Origin of the sequence: Aeribacillus sp. FSL K6-1121, assembly GCF_038003725.1 — a bacterium.
GTDB classification, from domain to species: domain Bacteria; phylum Bacillota; class Bacilli; order Bacillales; family Aeribacillaceae; genus Aeribacillus; species Aeribacillus composti.
On the sequence record NZ_JBBOPS010000001.1, the window covers coordinates 1892799 to 1911829 of the forward strand.

18 protein-coding genes and 2 pseudogenes are annotated in these 19031 nt (G+C 37.3%); 14 read left to right on the forward strand and 6 right to left on the reverse strand.

Features of this window, described 5'->3' with window-relative positions; translation table 11 throughout:
* The first annotated feature begins 6 nt into the window (after positions 1-6).
* The 9 genes and pseudogenes from NSQ61_RS09220 (at position 7) to NSQ61_RS09260 (ending at position 8537) form a co-directional block, all read left to right on the forward strand.
* Positions 7-243: a hypothetical protein gene (locus tag NSQ61_RS09220; protein WP_340806818.1), complete on the forward strand. Its 237-nt coding sequence runs from the start codon at positions 7-9 to the stop codon at positions 241-243.
* A gap of 328 nt (positions 244-571) precedes the next feature.
* Positions 572-1870 carry a globin-coupled sensor protein gene (locus NSQ61_RS09225; protein WP_340806819.1) on the forward strand — a complete coding sequence of 433 codons (1299 nt, stop codon included), beginning with the start codon at positions 572-574 and terminating at the stop codon, positions 1868-1870.
* A gap of 633 nt (positions 1871-2503) precedes the next feature.
* On the forward strand, positions 2504-4486 hold the full coding sequence (locus NSQ61_RS09230; protein ID WP_340806820.1) for a bacteriocin-associated integral membrane family protein: 1983 nt from the start codon (positions 2504-2506) through the stop codon (positions 4484-4486).
* Position 4487: 1 nt separating this feature from the next.
* Positions 4488-4859: an ATP-binding cassette domain-containing protein gene (locus NSQ61_RS09235; RefSeq protein ID WP_340806821.1), complete on the forward strand. Its 372-nt coding sequence runs from the start codon at positions 4488-4490 to the stop codon at positions 4857-4859.
* Positions 4860-4986: 127 nt separating this feature from the next.
* Positions 4987-6516 (forward strand): IS21 family transposase, encoded by a 1530-nt coding sequence (istA, locus tag NSQ61_RS09240; protein WP_066251714.1) that lies wholly within the window; start codon positions 4987-4989, stop codon positions 6514-6516.
* Positions 6513-7271, forward strand: coding sequence for an IS21-like element helper ATPase IstB (gene istB / locus NSQ61_RS09245; protein ID WP_066251710.1), 759 nt, complete (start codon positions 6513-6515; stop codon positions 7269-7271). The genes istA and istB overlap by 4 nt, the downstream gene beginning before the upstream one ends.
* Positions 7272-7379: 108 nt before the next feature.
* Positions 7380-7667 (forward strand): ATP-binding cassette domain-containing protein, encoded by a 288-nt coding sequence (locus tag NSQ61_RS09250; protein WP_340806822.1) that lies wholly within the window; start codon positions 7380-7382, stop codon positions 7665-7667.
* Positions 7668-7853: 186 nt separating this feature from the next.
* Positions 7854-8000: pseudogene (locus NSQ61_RS09255) on the forward strand (transposase); the annotation flags it as partial.
* A 45-nt stretch (positions 8001-8045) separates the two neighbouring features.
* Positions 8046-8537 (forward strand): DUF7878 domain-containing protein, encoded by a 492-nt coding sequence (locus NSQ61_RS09260; protein ID WP_066246766.1) that lies wholly within the window; start codon positions 8046-8048, stop codon positions 8535-8537.
* 108 nt (positions 8538-8645) lie between these two features.
* Here the strand turns inward: NSQ61_RS09260 and NSQ61_RS09265 are convergent, their stop codons facing one another.
* Positions 8646-8822 carry a hypothetical protein gene (locus NSQ61_RS09265; RefSeq protein WP_186439253.1) on the reverse strand — a complete coding sequence of 59 codons (177 nt, stop codon included), beginning with the start codon at positions 8820-8822 and terminating at the stop codon, positions 8646-8648.
* A gap of 43 nt (positions 8823-8865) precedes the next feature.
* Between NSQ61_RS09265 and NSQ61_RS09270 the strand changes: the two genes are divergently transcribed.
* From NSQ61_RS09270 to NSQ61_RS09280, 3 genes are all read left to right on the forward strand, one after another.
* A protein-coding gene (locus NSQ61_RS09270) for an IS3 family transposase (protein ID WP_445206394.1) occupies positions 8866-10012 on the forward strand; the annotation gives its coding sequence in 2 pieces (ribosomal slippage) (positions 8866-9137 and positions 9136-10012; 1149 coding nt in all).
* 164 nt (positions 10013-10176) lie between these two features.
* Complete coding sequence (locus NSQ61_RS09275) at positions 10177-10515, forward strand: ATP-binding cassette domain-containing protein (RefSeq protein WP_066251643.1); 339 nt, start codon at positions 10177-10179, stop codon at positions 10513-10515.
* Positions 10505-10954, forward strand: coding sequence for a hypothetical protein (locus NSQ61_RS09280; protein ID WP_066251646.1), 450 nt, complete (start codon positions 10505-10507; stop codon positions 10952-10954). The genes NSQ61_RS09275 and NSQ61_RS09280 overlap by 11 nt, the downstream gene beginning before the upstream one ends.
* A 229-nt stretch (positions 10955-11183) precedes the next feature.
* Here the strand turns inward: NSQ61_RS09280 and NSQ61_RS09285 are convergent, their stop codons facing one another.
* From NSQ61_RS09285 to NSQ61_RS09305, 5 genes are all read right to left on the reverse strand, one after another.
* Entirely contained in the window at positions 11184-12773 is a 1590-nt protein-coding gene (locus NSQ61_RS09285) for a class I adenylate-forming enzyme family protein (RefSeq protein ID WP_242009302.1), read from the reverse strand.
* A 103-nt stretch (positions 12774-12876) separates the two neighbouring features.
* Positions 12877-13278: an acyl-CoA thioesterase gene (locus NSQ61_RS09290; RefSeq protein WP_144597478.1), complete on the reverse strand. Its 402-nt coding sequence runs from the start codon at positions 13276-13278 to the stop codon at positions 12877-12879.
* An 11-nt stretch (positions 13279-13289) separates the two neighbouring features.
* Positions 13290-14138 (reverse strand): fumarylacetoacetate hydrolase family protein, encoded by an 849-nt coding sequence (locus NSQ61_RS09295; protein WP_066251651.1) that lies wholly within the window; start codon positions 14136-14138, stop codon positions 13290-13292.
* Between the two features lie 46 nt (positions 14139-14184).
* Positions 14185-15300 (reverse strand): cupin domain-containing protein, encoded by a 1116-nt coding sequence (locus NSQ61_RS09300; RefSeq protein ID WP_066251654.1) that lies wholly within the window; start codon positions 15298-15300, stop codon positions 14185-14187.
* A gap of 1009 nt (positions 15301-16309) precedes the next feature.
* Complete coding sequence (locus NSQ61_RS09305) at positions 16310-17083, reverse strand: IclR family transcriptional regulator (RefSeq protein WP_340806823.1); 774 nt, start codon at positions 17081-17083, stop codon at positions 16310-16312.
* Positions 17084-17425: 342 nt separating this feature from the next.
* Between NSQ61_RS09305 and NSQ61_RS09310 the strand changes: the two are divergent.
* Positions 17426-17621 (forward strand): annotated as a pseudogene (locus tag NSQ61_RS09310) (cupin domain-containing protein); the annotation flags it as partial.
* Between the two features lie 189 nt (positions 17622-17810).
* A complete protein-coding gene (locus NSQ61_RS09315) occupies positions 17811-19001 on the forward strand; it encodes an FAD-dependent monooxygenase (protein ID WP_340806824.1) in 1191 nt (396 codons plus the stop codon).
* The last annotated feature ends 30 nt before the right edge of the window (positions 19002-19031 follow it).

Consider the following 19031-nt stretch of genomic DNA (forward strand, 5'->3'; position numbering starts at 1 on the left):
ATTTAAATGGCGGTTCGCAAACAACGCATCACTCCGTTAGGGTGGAAAATCAAGCGGCGCTTGGCAGAACTTGAAATGACCCATAAGGAGTTTTGCGAGCAGCATAAAATCCCGTTAAACCGCCTTTCTGAAATTATTTCAGGAACACGTCAAAACCGAAAATATCGCGATAAAATTTTAAGAGAGTTGGAAATCGAAGAGGAGGGTCAACCCCATGCCGAACAAGTGCAGCATGTCGGTTGAAACTGAATAATTTATAACAAATTAGGCAGAAGAAAAAACTCATTTGGTACGATGGTTAAAATTGTGGAAACTATTATTTCTGCTCTAGCCGCTCAATATCGTTTCACTGCCATCCGTACTCGCAGCGTGAATAGGTACATAAAGAAGCTAAATGATATTTAATTGCCTTAAACAGCTAGTTAGATAATAGGGTTGGTTATCCAAAATCATCCCAACATTTTTGGAACGGATGATGTAAAATATTTTCAAAAATGTTATGTATTGTTGTATTTTTCGGGATTTATTCGTATTGGCACATGCCTACATGTTGTAACGGGGTGAAATATAGGTGATTTTCAAAAGAACAAAGCAAGAAAATTCGTATTTTAATTTTGATCACGGGAAAGGCAATATAAGTATCACGAAAGGCAGTGAAATTGAAAAGCAAATCTTAATGATCGACCTAACAGAAAAAGATTTACAGATTATTAATGCTATACAGCCATTCGTAATTGAAAAAATTGATTTAATTGCTGATAGATTTTATAAGAACTTGGAAAAAGAACCATCGCTTTTAAAAATTATTAATGATAACAGTTCGATAGAAAAATTAAAAAAGACGCTTAGACAACATATTGTTGAAATGTTTAACGGAAGAATAGATGCAGCTTTCACTGACAAAAGAATTAAAATTGCACATATGCATGTAAGGATAGGTCTTCAAACGAAATGGTATATGTGTGCATTTCAGGATCTATTTTTAGCACTTATGGATATTATCCAACAAAATATGATGAATAAGGAAGATTGCTTTCTTGCCATAAGAGCGGTCTCTAAAATTATAAACTTAGAACAACAATTGGTATTAGAGGCGTATGATACTGAATCAATAAGATTAAAGGAAGCAATTGCAATAGAGGAACAAAAAAGGTCAGTTCGTAAAAATGTTGCAAAAGCATCTCAAAATCTGGCTGCAATCTCGGAGCAGACAAATGCTTCTTTCCAGCAATTAATCGCGCAATCAAACGAAATCGTTTCCCTTGCAAAAAACGGAACTAATCTATCTCTAACCGCACAAGAACGTGCCGAAAAAGGAAAAGAACATATGCATCAACAGACATTAAACATGTCGAACATTTATAGTGCCGTTGATAATATATCAAATGATGTCCATTTATTATTGGAAATATCAAATAAAATGCAAGAAATCGTCGGCATTGTTACTGGAATTGCTGACAAAACCAACTTATTATCGCTTAATGCTGCCATAGAAGCTGCAAGAGCAGGTGAATCTGGCCGCGGTTTTGCTGTTGTAGCTGAAGAAGTCCGTAAATTGGCCGAACAAACTAAGAATTCAGTTTCAAAAGTATCTTCTCTCATTCAAAATACCCAAAAACAAGTAGAGGATCTTACAAAGTCGCTTGAAAAAATAAAAACAGAAGTGAATAACGGCCATCAAAACATGCAAGAAACAGAGAAACACTTTGAGCAAATTTTGGACACAATGGCTAAAACAATGGAGCAAAACAATAAAATCGAGACGGAATTGATATCGTTTGTAAATGTGGTAAATGAATTAGGAAAAGCGTTTGAAGAAGTGTCCCACTCTGCAGATCAATTAACGATGATTACAAAAGAAATGAACTAATATTTCGAAGAGAGAGTTGGAAAATTGCCCAATCGACTACTTAAGAGATGCTGTAATTATACTGTGTCTCCCCCTTTGTAAAAGAGTTCTCACCTGTTGCATCGAAGCATGAGAAGCTGAAAAAAAATGCATACTATACAAGAACCGGGAGATGTTCTGTTGGTACGTGTCTCGGTTCTTTTTTATTTGCAAAATAAGTCTGCTTATGCAGTTAATGAAGCGATTTAAAAGGTCGGAAGCATTCAACTATTCGGATGCGGTCATTCACACATTTTAACAGATGAAGTACTTTAAAGCGTGCGGATCAATCCATATCGAATCACCAATACTTAATGAAGGTGCGCTTCGTTCGCCAACGTTGGATTTAATAGTTGATGTGCGAATTTTTGTAGATCTGTTGCGAAAAACACAGTTTAAAAGCTCTCAAACTCTTGATAACAAGGTTTTAAGATTTTTTTCAATATTTCCACAAAAATATATAAAAATCAACGTTTAAATATGGAATTTTTTACACTAATTCCCTTATAATCAAAATGATAGCAGCTACTAAGCAATATGAAAGAATATTAGAACAGCTCCAATTAGACCAAGCTGACAAATATACCATTTTATTTAATGGAGGATTTATGATGTATGGTCAATAAAAAGAAGCTTGCGTTTTTCTCCCTGTTATTTTTTATAGCCTTCACAATTATAGGGGACGCATATATTTATTATTTAGATGGAAAAGTATTTGAAAGTGATTTTAAGTATACAACAGATGTGGAAAGTGAGAAGTTAAATCGAGAGTACATACAAGATTTAGACCGACTGAGCAAAGAACTAAATTTAAAAATATATGTCGTACCATCAACCGTTAATTCTAGTAATTCTGCTACCTATACGATCTATTCTACAGAGGAACATAAAAATTATTTTAAAAAAAGAATATTAGTAAAGAATGATCATTCTATATTTAAATCGTTAATTAGCGGCAAGAGAGAAATTATATTTAAACCCTTTAGCGATATTACTGAGATAAAAAAAGAAGAATACTTTTATGTTTTTGGCACTAAAAAAAGCGTGGAAAAATTGCGTTCTGAAACAATTGATAAATACGGAATGAGCAAACCCGAAGAAAACCGCTATCAAAATGATGCAATATTTATGATTATTTCGGCTTGGACCTTTGTGTTTTTCATTATATTCTTATATACCATGTTTGAGGTTAATAGCCTAAAAAAGGAAGTTTTAATTAAATATTTTAATGGGTCTGATAAGAAAAGTATAATTGTTCCCTTGATGATTACAAATTCAGTAACTATTATTAGCAGTGCTTTTATTGGTATGTTACTAGCGATTTTTATAACTGAATCATCTAAGTTTCTATTAATATCAGTTCTCATGTTGTTTGTTATCGTACTTTCTACAAATATTCTCTATCTTATGCTTCGCAATTTGGATATTAAGAAAACATTTGTAAGAAGCTATTACACATTAGGATATAAAATATTAGCCTTTTTTATATTGTTTATCATAACTGTAACCTTAATCTTAACTTTAACCTTCAATCTGAAGACGATTTACGATGCTATATTAACAATTAACCAGAGGGATCATTGGGAAGAATATTATGATTACGATAATGTCCTCTTTTTATTAAAAAACTATACCGAAACTACGAACTTTGAAACAGAAAGAGAATATGCAGTTAAATTTTATAATGATTATCTCGATAAATACCGAATTCATTTATCATTTGATTTTTCAAACAATGGCGGTATTTCGTCAAGTATGGTGAATGTAAATGAGTCTATAGTGTATTTGAATAAATATGCGAAAAAGGAAATTAAAGATTTAGGAATTGATTTAAATAAACTGAAAGAGGACAGATATTATCTCATTTCTAGATATACAGATGCGGAATTAAAAGAAAAAGGTATATTTGATCCATCAACACCTAATGAAATTACCAACTTGTTACAAAATGATGACGGGATTTTTGAAACAATAACTATTAAAAATCCTTACACATTATTAATACATGATATTAATATGGCAAATTTAGCTGATAATTATAAGAAAAATCCTATCATTATTTTTGATACCCATAGTAAATTACCTAGTAATGAAATGGGTTTCTATGTCTTTAATTCATTAGTTAAATTTAACAATGACAATAATTTTGAAGCTTTTATTAAAAAAATTGGCTATGAAGATGAAATTTTCTATAAAAATAACATAAAAGATTTATATTTAGAAAAACGTGCTGAAAAAATATTAGTTTTATTAATCAATATCATTTTAAGCATTATGTTGTTAATCTTATTTAATATTTCTTTATCTACCATTTTAAAAATGGATTTTAATTCTAGAGCCATTGAAATAGCACTTCATAAAGTATTCGGAAAAACTTTTTTTCAAAGGTATAAAGGTGTATTCAGATTGTTAATTGGTGCCTTCATTTTAGGTGTGGGAATTGCCTTAGCGGGAAAAATTATGTTCTATCATTTCTCTTTCCTTTATATTTTTTTCGCAAGTACAATTGTGCTGATAAATACTATTGTCATTCTTTCACTGTTTATAAATAAATTTGAACAGATAAGCATATCCCGCGTATTAAAAGGGGGTATATAAAATGCTGGAAATCAAAAATATAACAAAAAAATTCGGGAATCGTGTTCTATTCGAGGATTTCTCTTGTTCTATCAAGCAAGGTGAATTTGTCGTATTCAGCGGAAAGAGCGGCAGCGGAAAAACGACGCTTTTAAATATAATAGGAGGGATTGAAAAGGTAGATGCAGGGAAAGTATTTATCGACGGCTTAGATCTTTCGAAAAACGATGATATTCTTAAGGCATATAGAGAGAAGCTCGGATTTCTTTTTCAAAACTTTGCATTAGTAGAAAATAAGACTGTTGAAGAAAACATTCTGATGATCGACAAGAAATATAGAAACAATACCACTGTCTCAGCAGTATTAGAGAAAGTTGGATTGAATTGTATTTGATAATTTAAAATTGAGCCACTTTTGAAGGGTTCGATCACATAAAAAATGAGCCACCTGATTTCCAATTTTCATTACCTCCCTTATGATTGAAAGTGCCTAAACTTTTCATCAGAGGGAGAGAAAAAGGATGATCAAGATGGCTCAATTTCATCATATCAAATTCTTGCATGAGGTAGAAGGGCTATCCCAACGACAAATTGCTCAAAAATTAGGGATTTCAAGAAATACCGTAAGCAAATATCTAAAACAGAATGAGGCTCCAACCACCATTCATCGGCAGAAAAACTATCATGGAAAGGAGTATTCCGATGAAACGAAGCGAGTCTTGCCCATTATTGATCAATGGCTCGAAGACGATCTAAAACGTTGGGGAAAACAACGTCATACCGCTGCCAGAATTTATCGAAGATTGGTCGATGAGTACGATTTCAAAGGATCTGAGTCCAACATCCGTAAGGTTGTAGCCAAACGTAAGAAGAAGCTACAGGAAGTCTTTATTCCCCTTGACTTTCAACTCGGCCACCAATTCCAATTCGACTGGGGAGAGGCGGATATTATTCTACAGGGTCGAACACAACGAATTTACCTCTTTTGTATGCAACTTTCGGCAAGTCGAATGCGATTTGTACGAGCATACCTGCATGAGAAACAGGAGGCTTTCTTAGATGGCTTTGTCCATGCGTTTGAATTCTTTGGAGGAGTACCTACCGAAGGGGTATTTGATAATTTAAAAACAGCCGTAGTAAAAATACTCCAAGGGAGAGATCGTCTCGAACAGGATGCTTTTCTAGCCTTACAATCCCACTATTTGTTTAAGGCAGAGTTTTGTAATATTCGTTCCGGGAATGAAAAAGGACGAGTGGAAGGGACGGTCGGATACGTAAGAAGAAACGTCTTCGTTCCGCTTCCGGACGTACAATCGCTGGAGGAATTAAACGCTTATCTATTGGACTGGTGTTTGAGAGAGGCGGAAGAAAAAACCGTTCCGTTCACTAAAGAAACGGTTGCGCAAATGTGGGCGAAAGAAAAGGAGTATCTACACCCACTCCCTGAAAAGAAGTTTGAAGCTTGCCGATTAGTCTCTTGTCAGGTGAATAAGACCTCTTTAATTACAGTGGAGACCAATCAGTATTCTGTCCCTTGTAGTTATGTAGGTCAAGCTGTATGGGCAAAAATATTTGTCGATCATGTGATCGTTGTGGCTCAAAATCAAGTGATCGCTGAACATCCTCGTTCTTACGAACGGAACCAGATGATCACCAATCTAGATCATTATCTGGAGGCATTATTAAAAAAACCGCGAGCGATTCGGGATGCCCATGCATTTCAATCATCTGACCTTCCGGATGTATTTAGGCGTTTTCACCGAAAAATGAGGGAACAAGAAGGAGCCGCGGGCGACCGTAAATTTATCCGACTCCTTCTCCTTCATCGAGAGATCGGGATGGAAAAATTGACACAAGCATTACGAGAAGCTGAACAAGCGCAGGTCTATCGGTATGAAGTCGTCCATGAAATCATTCAAAGACTGACGAATAACTACTTGCAGGTCCAAGATCTATCTAAGGAGAAAACGCCTGTAAATCTACTAGACTATAAAATTCAAAAGGCAAACGTAGCTCAATACGGACAATTAACGGGAGGTCAGATGAAATGACAACAGAAATCCTTTTAGACCATATCACGAAGCAATTGAGAATGCCTACAATTGCGAAACAATATCGCTCTCTCGCAAGAGAGGCAGAAGAAAGAAATCTACGGTATGAAGAATACTTATTGGCACTATTAGAAGCAGAAGTGCAGGCAAGAGAGGAAAATCAAAGACAGCGAAGGCTCAAACAAGCTGCCTTTCCCATCCACAAAACTTTAGACACCTATGATTTTACTTTCATGCCGAGCTTAAATCGAAATCGATTTCTCACACTCGCAAAAGGTGAGTTTGTAGAGAGAAAAGAGAATATTATTTTTCTAGGGAATAGTGGCACAGGGAAAACCCATTTGGCCATTGGGCTTGGAATCGCCATGATCCAAAATGGCTACAAAACCAAATTCATTACTGCTTCCGAGTTAGTGGAAGAGTTGCTTATTGCTAAAGAAGAGCACAAACTTGGTGCGTTTGAGAAGAAGTGGCTCAAATATGATGTGATCATCGTAGATGAACTGGGATATATCCCCTTTTCCAAAACAGGAGCAGAGCTATTATTTCAGTTCTTTTCCAATCGCTATGAACGTGCAAGTGTCATCATTACAACAAATCTTGAATTTGTAGAATGGACGAACATTTTTGGGGATGAAAAGATGACAGCAGCGTTGCTTGATCGGCTCACTCACCGTTCGCACATTCTTCTTCTAAACGGAGAATCTTATCGATTCCGTCAAAGTATGAAACAGAGGGAAAATGGGGAGTGGTAGCCAGGTGCGCGAAGCGTTTGGATGAGTTGCCCCTAGGGGCAACTCATCCAAACACCCACCTTCTCCCATTTATGGGAACTCTGATTCTAAAAGTGGCTCACTTTTGAAGTGATCGCTCTGGCTCAATTTATTATTGACAAAAACATGAATGGTTACGAAAAAAGAAAAATATATACTTTGTCCGGTGGAGAACAGCAAAGAGTAGCCATTGCGCGTCTGTTTATGAAAAAATGCAGTATTATATTGGCAGATGAACCGACAGGAAGCTTGGATAAATATAACGCCAATCTAGTGATGGAACATGTAAAAGAACTTAATAGATTAGGAAAGACCATTATATTGGTTACACATGATGAGGAATTAAAAAAGATGGGAGATGTTATCATTGAATTATAAAAAAAATTGTTGTCATATTTTCTTTATATTTCGGCATCCACACTTATGCCAATGGCCAATTGGTGAAAACATATGCGAAAGGATTCGAACAAAACCCATTAGGTGATTATGCGAAAAACGAATCAGATATGGTTCTTACAGTATATGAAGCTCCCCTTTTCCAGACATATACCAATTTATCAGTGCTGGCTCGAGGAAGCGATCATTAACATGTATCAAAGTGGCATGAGTACGCGTGAAATTAGCAAGTTTATTGAACGAATTCTAGGAAATGCCTACTCCCCAACAACGATTAGTCATATCACGGATGTGGTAAAGGAAGACATTGTAAAAAGGTGAAACAAAAATAAGAATAGTGATAGGATATGATGGTAAGATATGGACAGCATTTCCAGTAAAATAACTTTTGAATACAATTTTGTAGTTGATAATGGAATTATTTCAAATAAAGATAAACGTGATGTTCCTACCATATTAGCGGTAGAAGCTACACTTACAATAAAAATCAATAATGAGTTATACTTTGAAACAGAACTTGCTATTTTAGAATTCTATAAAGCATTATACGAATGGAAAAACAGAGTCACAGATGAACATATTCCAGAATTCCATTATTATACGATTGAATATGACGATTATGAAGATGGTGCTATTCTGTCTTTAATTCCATTTTCAAATAAAGCAAGAGTGAAATCTATTTGGGCAGAGCAAGATTTGTACAATGTTTTTGATTTAGACTATATCGTAAGGGAATTTATTCAATTAGAGCAAAATCTAAAACGAGATATAGAAAATTACTTTGGAATCGAATTGAAAAAATTCATAAAACATATCCCTTTGATGAAAGGTCCTTATTCGGATGATTATTAGCAAATAAAAGAGAGACTTGAATTAAACAAGTCTCTCTTTCTCTTTTCAAGAAAATATTAATATTAATAATTAATGAATTTTTCGGTTTGGTTTTTTAACTTTCTTCTGTCATATGTTTTCCTCTCCTTCTACCGAAAAATGTTTCAATGCAAACCGTTTAATATACCGCCCGTCTTTTTCTTTGTAACCAAAGAAGTCATCCACTTCCCTCGCCCAAACTTTATCTGTTGAAGAAAACATTCTATGATCGACAAGAAATATAGAAACAATATATAATGCTCCCATAAGGTGAGACACATGAGCGTGATAAATAAGTTATAATGATACCATGAAAAAAAGAAACCGATATACCGCAGAATTTAAAGCTAAGGTGGTTCTTGAGGTGTTGCGTGAAGAGCAAACCGTCAATGAAATAGCCGCCAAATATGAATTAAGCCCAGTCATGGTCAGTCGTTGGAAAGCAGAATTTCTAGAACGATCCTCGATGGTCTTTGAAAAAGGCTCAAGCGAAGTGGATAAAATCCGTAAAGAATATGAGGCCAAACAAGAAAATTTAGAGAAATTGGTAGGTCAGTTAACGGTTGAAGTTGACTGGCTGAAAAAAAAATCTGGACTCAAATAAGTCTGTTGACGAACGAAAGGCTATGGTCGAATTCAATCACCCATCGATCAGCATCAAGCGTCAGGCACAGTTATTAGGTATTCATCGTACTAGCGTGTATCGCCAATCAAAGGGGCAAACAGAAAGCTCAGAAAACATCATGCTCATGCACGAAATGGATATGCTTTATACAGTTCATCCCTACTTTGGCTACAGGCGCATGACTGCGAAACTTCGTGAGAAAGGATTTGATGTGAATCGTAAACGCGTACGCCGTCTCATGCGCCTTATGGGTATACAAGCTATTTACCCTAAACCCAACATTAGTAAGAGGCTACATGCCAAGTACTGCCGACCTTACCTGCTCCGTGGATTGGAGATCACCCATCCGAACCATGTGTGGGGAGTGGATATCACCTACCTTCGTATGGGACGGGGCTTTATGTATCTGTTTACCATCATCGACTGGTTCAGCCGCAAAGTGATCGATTACGAGTTATCTAGTACGCTGGAGAAAGGATTTGTCATCAACTGTCTTAAGCGGGCATTGCGTCATGGTAAGCCGACCATCATCAATAGTGACCAGGGCAGCCATTTTACAAACGCTGACTATCTCGGGCTGTTGAAAGAGTATGGCATCCAGGTATCAATGGATGGCAAAGGACGAGCAACAGACAATAGTCGTACGGAACGCTTCTTTAGAGCTTTAAAGTATGAATGTATCTATCTCAATGAATTCGATAATCCTAAAGAGTTGCGAAAAGGCATTCGACGCTATGTTACGTTCTATAATACAGACCGACCTCACCAATCCTTGGACTATTTGACGCCAGCAACAGTGTACAAGCAACCTAAGATGGCTCAAGCATCCTAACCATCGAACGTGATGAGAGGCTTTATATGGAGAGACGGGCATGATAGGCTGTTTTAGCCATGCGATGTTATCTGTCCATCGCTCCAGCGCAAAAAATCGTGCCCGTAGAGGCTCCATGTCAAGCCTTTATCGCACACGCACCACATTCATAGCGAAAGGAGAGAATGGATAACTTAAATATTATCAATTTGTGTCTTGACAAAGGGGTGCATTACAATACCACTGTCTCAGCAGCATTAGAAAAAGTTGGATTGAATGGTTACGAAAAAAGAAAAATATATACTTTGTCCGGTGGAGAACAGCAAAGAGTAGCCATTGCGCGTCTGTTTATGAAAAAATGCAGTATTATATTGGCAGATGAACCGACAGGAAGCTTGGATAAATATAACGCCAATCTAGTGATGGAACATGTAAAAGAACTTAATAGATTAGGAAAGACCATTATATTGGTTACACATGATGAGGAATTAAAAAAGATGGGAGATGTTATCATTGAATTATAAAAAAGTTATTTTTAAAATAATGATTGGAATTGTTGGCATATTTGCTTTATATTTTGGCATCCACACTTATGCCAATGGCCAATTGATGAAAACATATGCGAAAGGATTCGAACAAAACCCATTAGGTGATTATGCGAAAAACGAATCAGATATGGTTCTTACAGTATATGAAGCTCCCCTTTTCCAGACATATACCAATTTATCAGTAAGTAATAGCAAAGAAAAAGTGGATTTAATTGTTTGGGTTCCTCTTTATAGTAAGGAATTATCATATGGCCTTATTGTAAAAGATGATGAAAATATCGCAACTTATCAAATTGAAGTAAATGACCATCTCCAAACAGATGATGAAAAATATAAACATATTCTTCAAAAAAAGCAAAATGCTATTAACGAAATAAAATCCGTGGCAGAAAAAGAATGGGGTTTAAACTTTTAAAATGAAAAAGAGAACTAGCTCACAAAACATGAACTAGCACCTATTAAAAGTAACCCTTATGCGTTTTTGTTCAGAAAATAAGATCTGCTGGTGCAAACATCGGGGCAGACTTTTAAAAAAGGTTTCTCAGACTTTTATTGATCTTTTGTGAGTTCTGCTAACGTTTGACCGAAGCATGTCGTTTAAAACAGGCAGACAGCCTTTGTTCGTTGTCTGCCTTGATACATGCTTAATTTTCAGATAAGGATGCTGCTTCTGCTCTGACAAGCCCTTTTGAAATTTTGCCGGACGGAGTGGTCGGCAGTTCATCTTTAATCACTAAATATTCTGGAAACTTATACTTTGCAAATCCTTTTTCCTGCAAATATTCTTTAATTTCCTCCAGATCAATCGTTTCATTTTCTCGCAAAGAGACGAAGGCGCAGCCCCGTTCGCCTAGACGAGGATCTGGAACACTGACGATTGCCACTTGTTTTATTTTCGGATGCATTTGCAATGCTTCTTCAATTTCTGAAGCATGATATTTTAATCCGCCGCGGTTAATCGTATCTTTCGTCCGTCCGACGAAATGGAGGTATCCTTTTTCATCAAGCCAGCCTTGATCCCCTGTTAAAAAATAGCCGTCTTCCGTAAACGACTGGGCGGTTACTTGCGGATTTTTATAATATTCAATAAATAAGCTTTCTCCTTTAAAAGCGATTTCTCCTATCTCGCCCGTCGGAAGCGGTTTGTGCCGCTCATCTACAATGATGACTTCCCCGACCGGTGCCGGTCTGCCAACTGTTTCCCATGTTAATGAAGCTTCATCGCCCGGACGAGTAAAGGTTCCTGCACAAATTTCGCTCATGCCCCACTGAGCAGCTACATCGCAGTTTAATGTAGCCCTAAGATCTTGAACCATTTTCGCCGGTATTTTTGTTCCCCCAGTTAAAATAAGTCGAGGATTTAAACCGCTTACATTTTGCTGTTCGCACTGTCTTAATAAGTCAATTAAATGTGCGGGTGCAGCAGTCAAAAAAGATACTTTTTCTTTTTTCAATAAGTCGATAATTTCATTTGATTTATATTCTGGATAAAGTAAATGCTTCGCTCCATATCGAAGGCTAATGATAATCATCGGCAGTGAAAACATGTGGCATAATGGAGTTAAGCATAAAATGGTATCATTGTCCGTTATTTGATACTCCTTGCCATTTAGCAGATGGCACGGAACAAATGTCCGGAATGTATGAAGAACTCCTTTCGGATTGGACTCTGTACCTGATGTAAATAATATGATGCACGGATCATCAAAAGCCGGTAAGTTTTCATGTATGTCTTGATCAGAAACGGAATCAGGTTCTGATTCAAGCAAAGCTGTGATACTTATGCTGCGGTCATTCTTCTTTTCCCCTGCCACCAAAACATGCTGTAAATGAGGAAGCTGAGCCTTCAATTCATGAGCAAGTTGTTCATGATTGAATCCCTTCCAATTGTCAATTGTTACAAACGCTTTCGCTTCACAATGTGAAAGCATATATTGCAGCTCTTTTTTCCGGTAGTTTGGACTGAGCGGATTAAACACTAACCCAATTCTCGATGCAGCAAGATGTACGACAACAAATTCCCAGCAATTGGGCAGCTGTGCAGAGATGGCATCGCCTTTCTTCAAACCTAGCTGTATAAAATGCCTCGCCAATCTTAATGACAATTGATTCAAGTCTTCAAAAGTATAGAAATTGTCCCCTTCTGCAAAAGCAACACGGTCTTTAAATTTTTTTGCCGATTCTTCAATCAATTCATGAATCAGCACATTTTCAGTCATCCGGTTTGCTGCCATTCAAATCCCCCCCCATCAAAAGTAGACGGAAAACCGCCTTCTTACATAAATGGCGGTTTTCCGATTGAGTTTGTCAAAAACAACCTTTGCCTTCAGCTTAAAATTAAGACAAAAAGATGTTTTTGACATGTTCAGGAACAGGCACTGCTTTTGGCCGATCTTCTGCGACAGATGTCCATGCTCTCACTTCATGGCCTTCTGCTACAACTTGATCCCCTTTTTTAAACGTATGCTTGATTTTGAAAACTTTGTTGTTAACTTCTACTACTTCAGAATGGACAGCTACCTCATCATCATAAAGAAGAGGTGATTTAAACTGGCAAAATGCTTCTAAAAGCGGTGTAATGATCTTTTCATCCGATTGCAGCTTCGCCACAGGAAAGCCTGCGGAGCGCAGCAATTCATGCGAGGCTTGATCCATCCACCGGTAAAAATTCGGGTAAAACACGATGCCAGCAGCGTCTGTATCTCCCCACACTACTCTAAACGTATAAATATTTTTCATGTTTCCACCTTCTAATTCTCATCTGCAAATTTTACGTTTACGGAAAATTCCCCCACACTTCCAACTTGAATGCGGACGACATCTCCATCACGGATCGGTCCGACACCTTCAGGAGTTCCGGTTGCGATAATATCCCCAGGGTTTAATGTCGAATAAGTCGATGCGACTTCCAAACATTTGTAGCAATCATAAATTAAATGCTTCGTGCTTCCGTCCTGGCGCAATTCTTCATTGACCCAGAGCTTCAATGAAAGATCATTTGGATTTTCAATCTCATCAGCCGTCACGATCCATGGACCGATCGGTGTGAATGTATCAAAAGATTTTCTCCATGTTCTCTCTTCATTTCCCCGGATGGAAATGTCCAATAAGGCGAAATAGCCGAAAATATAATCTTTTGCATCTTCATATTTAACATTTTTCGCTTTTTTGCCGATGACATATCCGAGTTCTGCTTCATGATCTGTTCTTCTGTCTTTAAATGGAAGCAAAATCGGATCGGACGGACCTGAAACAGATGACGGAGCTTTTAAGAACAGCGCAAGTTCTTCAATCGTTCTCGGAGCGTTGTTAAATTGTTTGTTCATCTCCTCTTGGTGCTTTTTATAGTTAACAGGAGCAGCCCATATTTTGCTTGGTGAAGGGACAGGCGCTCTAAAAACTACTTCTTCAAGATCGTACTGTTTTCCTTCTTGAGCTGCCTTTTCCAGTGTATCTTTCAATGAATCAAAATTTTCCATCAGCCTTACTAATGATTCATGCGGCTTTGTTTGATCCCAGTCAGCGGTAGTTGTTACATCTGAAACTTTTTGGCCTGTTACGATTCCTAATCGATTATCATTAAAAATGGCAATTTTCATAGGCACACTCCTCACTTAAATCGCTTCTGCACAATTTTTAATCTATTTACGGGCCTGGAGTAAATACTTTTTCAATTTTTTGATGCCCTTCCGGATGGGCCTCTTCATATTCTAATCCAAGAATGTCCATAACCGGCTTATCATTGAATGAGAACAAATAGGCGTCCTCCGATCCTTCATTGACATGCTCATGCCAGCTCCACGGCGGCAGAATGAAGAAGTCTCCTCTTTCCCATTCAAATTTTTGTCCGTTAATGACTGTGTATCCTTTTCCTTCAAGAACATGGTAAATGGCGCTGTGCACATGGCGATGCGCTTTCGTATGCTGGTTCGGCAGCAATCTTTGCATCATCGAACCGATTCTTTCATCTGCCGATCCTCCTGTTGTCGGATTGATGTATTCAATCGCATAACCATCATACGGATCTTCGTTTTCCTTTGGCGATTTACTCATTTGCTCTAAAACATATTTGGCGCGCTCCCATTTGTAGCCAATAATAGGAGAAGGATACCCAGGCTTTTCTTTTTTGCCTTTCGGAACGAACGCACCTTTTGCAAATTTTTCAGTTGAATAATTTTCAGGCGGCTGTTCAGGGTAAAATCCATTTTCATAAGGTTCGAAGAAAGAAGCAGCCAAATTTTTCACAAGTCCTACATCCAAACCGTCCAGCCAAATCATCGGTTCAGTTCCTTCATGTTTATGTTCATGCCATGTCCATGCAGGAGTAAGAATCATATCTCCCCGTTCCATGTACACTTTTTCCCCATTCACAGCTGTATAAGCTCCAGAACCTTCAATAATAAAACGGATCGCTCCTTGAGAATGGTGGTGCGAAGGAGCAAATTCCCCCGGCAGCAATAGCTGGATTCCGGCATACAACGTATGTGTCCCATATCCGACTAATCCATGTTTTAATAGATTAGGATTTTGCAAATAAACAACGCGCCGCTCAGCATCTTTTCCAGGTTCTAAAATTTCTCCCGCCTTCATAACATAATCGCGGATCGTTTTCCACTTCCATAAATATGGCTCCACATCATGAACAGGCTCTTTTGTCACCATGTGTCCTAAATCATACCATAGCGGACCTAAATAACTATTTTTCATCCCATCGTAATATTCTTTTAATTCTGTGTCCGTGATGACTTCTTTTTTGCTCATAGGTAACCCTCCCGAAAAATAAAATTGATCCAAAAATAATGATCATGTATGCGTTTCCATAAATCCTAAAAAAATAAAAATTTTTATTTGTTCCTGATATAGGGAACTTAATTACTTAATTCGATATTAAAAAATAAAATTAATATTGTCAATAGTCAGAATTTATTTTCTAAAAACTGGGCGGATACCTCACTCAGCAGTGCCCGTGCATTCTTTCCTCATTTCAATTCATCTGCTCAATATTTGTCATCACGCTAAAAAAAGGCTTACAGAAAGTTTCGTTCTATTAAACTTTCATGCAAGCCTCATTTGTTTTGATTATAATCTTCGCTAAAATTCTGATACTTCTGTTTTTTCTTCTCCATTGAATGGTTACACCGAACTTTCCGTCTACAGCGTAGGGTCAACTGGCATAACAGCAGCATCATAGTTTCATAACTGTTGAATTTTTCTCAATGCTTCGTGGAAAAATATTTTGGATCATTGTATATAACCTGAATTACCAATTGATCGACCTCGTGAAATATGAACCAATAAAAGGAGGACGCAATGCTTTACTGCCGGACAATGTATTTTTTATTAACTTTTTTAAACTATTCACGTACTTTCCACTTAATGAAGATAAATTGTAACAATTCCACGGTTTTTCTCTATGTTAGGTCAACTTCCGTAATCGGATAACGCCTCTTCTGCCGTTTTTTTAAAACTTATTTGTTTTTTCCTCTCTTTTCCGCTCATAATCACCCGCTGATTTCGAAAACTTATTTTCCTAGCTCCTGTTTCATTGAAAGATTTCCAATGGCATGGAAATCGATTCCTTCATTCTGGGAAATATTAAATCCCAAAATATCGAATATTTTGTTTTGAAATAGAATACGTTCCATTTTGAATACTAGAATCAAAATGAACACATGTTAATGAAATTTATTATTTAAATAGTGAATTTATTTCATTTATTTTATAATCTATTCGACCTATCCCATAATACAGAGCTTTTCTGTTTGAAAAGCTACTTCTCGCTTTTAAATCCAAAGGATTCAGATAATTCGCGAGCGCATTTTATGACGTATTGGCTCACTTCATCCGTCGGCTTATGCGGGATCAGCTTCGTGAAGCCTACCACTGTTATGGAGGCTACAAGATCATGATTAAAATCTAAAATCGGCACACTAAATGACGAAACGTGCTCCACTAAAGGCTCTGCTGCGTAAGCAAAGTACGTTTTTTCAATTTCAGCTTGCTCCTTTTCAAATTCCTTCCGTTGTTCTTCCGTCAATTTGCTTAACTCTTTTAACTTCCATTCCTTGATCTCAATTTCAGGCGTTTTGTTGAAAACAGCGAAAATTTTCCCTGTGGCAGACATTAAAGGCAGCCGTGTTCCAATTTGCGCTCCGATATTTAGACCGTAGTTGGCATTCCAAATATTTGCGATAACCGGCCCTTCATGCGTCCAAACTGTAAGCAGCGATGTTTGGGCTGTGTAGCGGCTGATATCTCTTAAGTACGGCGTCACCCTGCCGATCACATCTTTGCTTCCAATTGCAGCCGAACAGTATTGAATAAATTTTCCTCCCAATGAATATGTTCCATGTCTTTTATCCCGATACAACAATCCAAGCTGCGTCAATGTGTTCAAATATTTATAGAGGTTGCTTTTTGTAATGCCGGACAACTCCTGAATTTCCGTAAATTTTAACGGATGATCCTTGTTTGCAATAATCTCTAAAATTTGCACGCCAGTTTGCAACGATTGAATGATTTGTACGTTTTTTTGCTGCTGCATTTCTCTTCCCCTTTTAATCCATTTTTTAACCCAATATCCAAATTCTTTTGTAAACATGAATGTAACAAGGAACTTTGAAAAAATCAAACACAATAAAATAACTGAAAAATTTTTATTTTATTAAAGTTGACAATTTTAAAACATTTATTTATTTTTATTATTAAATAACAATGTTATCTAATAGTGGATTTTATGGCCCGAAAGTGAAAGACTAACACTACTATTTTCCAAAACATTGAATGCGCTTCCAATTTTTCATTAGTCACGTTTTCTAATAACACAGATCAAGAGTAGGAACCGTTAAAAATTTAAGCAAAATGTATTGCCTAAGGAATGCTTTTAGGCCACACAATTTTCCCGACTATTGCTGCATGGATGCAAAAGCTTCCGAAAGGGTTCCATTCGAACGCCCATAGACATATGCACACATCGATTTATCATGCTCCGTTATACGATCATTGACGGCACTCGATTTAACTGGGAAAAAGGAGATTTTTTCGTTGTCCAAAACTGGTCGTGGCATGAACACGTTGCGGAATAAGAAAGCTATTTATTCTCAACAAATAATTTGCTATTACTTGAAAAATTCGACGTTTGAGCAGTCAAAACGGTTATCAAGAAGTAAAAGATAGTTTACACCAGCCTTATAAATTGAATTTTGTAAAAAGTGAACTTGAAGCAATTGTCGATTCATTTCATTTTTCATTCTAATAAGGGGGATCAATATATGAAAAACAGTCAAACAGATTTAATCATTGTCGGCGGGGGGATAGGCGGTCTTTCGGCTGCTCTAGCGGCAGCGGAAGCCGGAAAAACTTCATTAGTTTTGGAAAGAGCTCCTCAGTTTGGTGAGGTCGGAGCAGGCATTCAATTGGCTCCAAATGCAACCGCTGTGCTGAAACGATTTGGAGTCATGGAGGAAATTTCAAAAGTTGCTGTATTTCCAAAACGTCTTGTGCTAAAAGATGTTTATACAGCAAAAGAGTTGTCAGCAATGGACCTTGGCGAAGCATTCAAAGCCCGATACAAACATCCGTATCTCGTTTTGCACCGTTCCGATCTCCACCGAATTTTGCTTGAAGCTTGCAAAAAAACAGGTATGGTCCGCTTCAAAAACAACCAAACAATTGAGACTGTCAAGCAAGAACATGACGTTGTTTCTGTTTACAGCCAAAGCGGAGAAATGTTCACGGCTGATGCCGTCATCGGAGCAGACGGACTTTGGTCAAAGCTTAGAAAATATTTTGTCGATGACGAACCCATTTGCTCTGAATATGTTGCTTACAGAGGAACCATACCGATTTCCGAAATTTCAAACGCAAACTTAGACGATGTCGTCATGTGGATCGGCCCTTATTTGCATTTAGTACAATATCCAGTAAGACGCGGAGAGCTTTATAATCAAGTGGTCGTGTTTAAATCTTACAATTATAAGGCAAATTCCGATGATTGGGGCACACCTGAAGAAATGGACAGACGATTTAAAGGATGCCATCCGGATGTGAAAAATGCCTTAACATTTATACAACGGCAAATTCGCTGGCCGATGTATGACAGGCTGCCAATTAACAATTGGACAAAAGGGAAGGTTACATTGCTTGGCGATGCAGCTCATCCTATGCTGCAATATTTAGCTCAAGGAGGCTGCCAGGCGCTTGAAGATGCTTCTTATCTTGCAGATATGCTCAAAAAACATCCGGATAACTATGAGCAAGCATTCGCCGATTTTCAGAAAGAGCGGCTGCCGCGCACAGCAAAAGTACAAACGAGCGCTCGGACATGGGGTGAAATTCTTCATACTGAAGATCCTGTTTCAACACTGCTCAGAAACACTATTTTTGAACAAAGAACTCCGCAAGACTATGAAGTGGCTGATTTCCTTTATAGCTATGACAAAACGACTAAACAAATCAATTAATATATGAATAGAGAAGCCTGACGAAAAAAT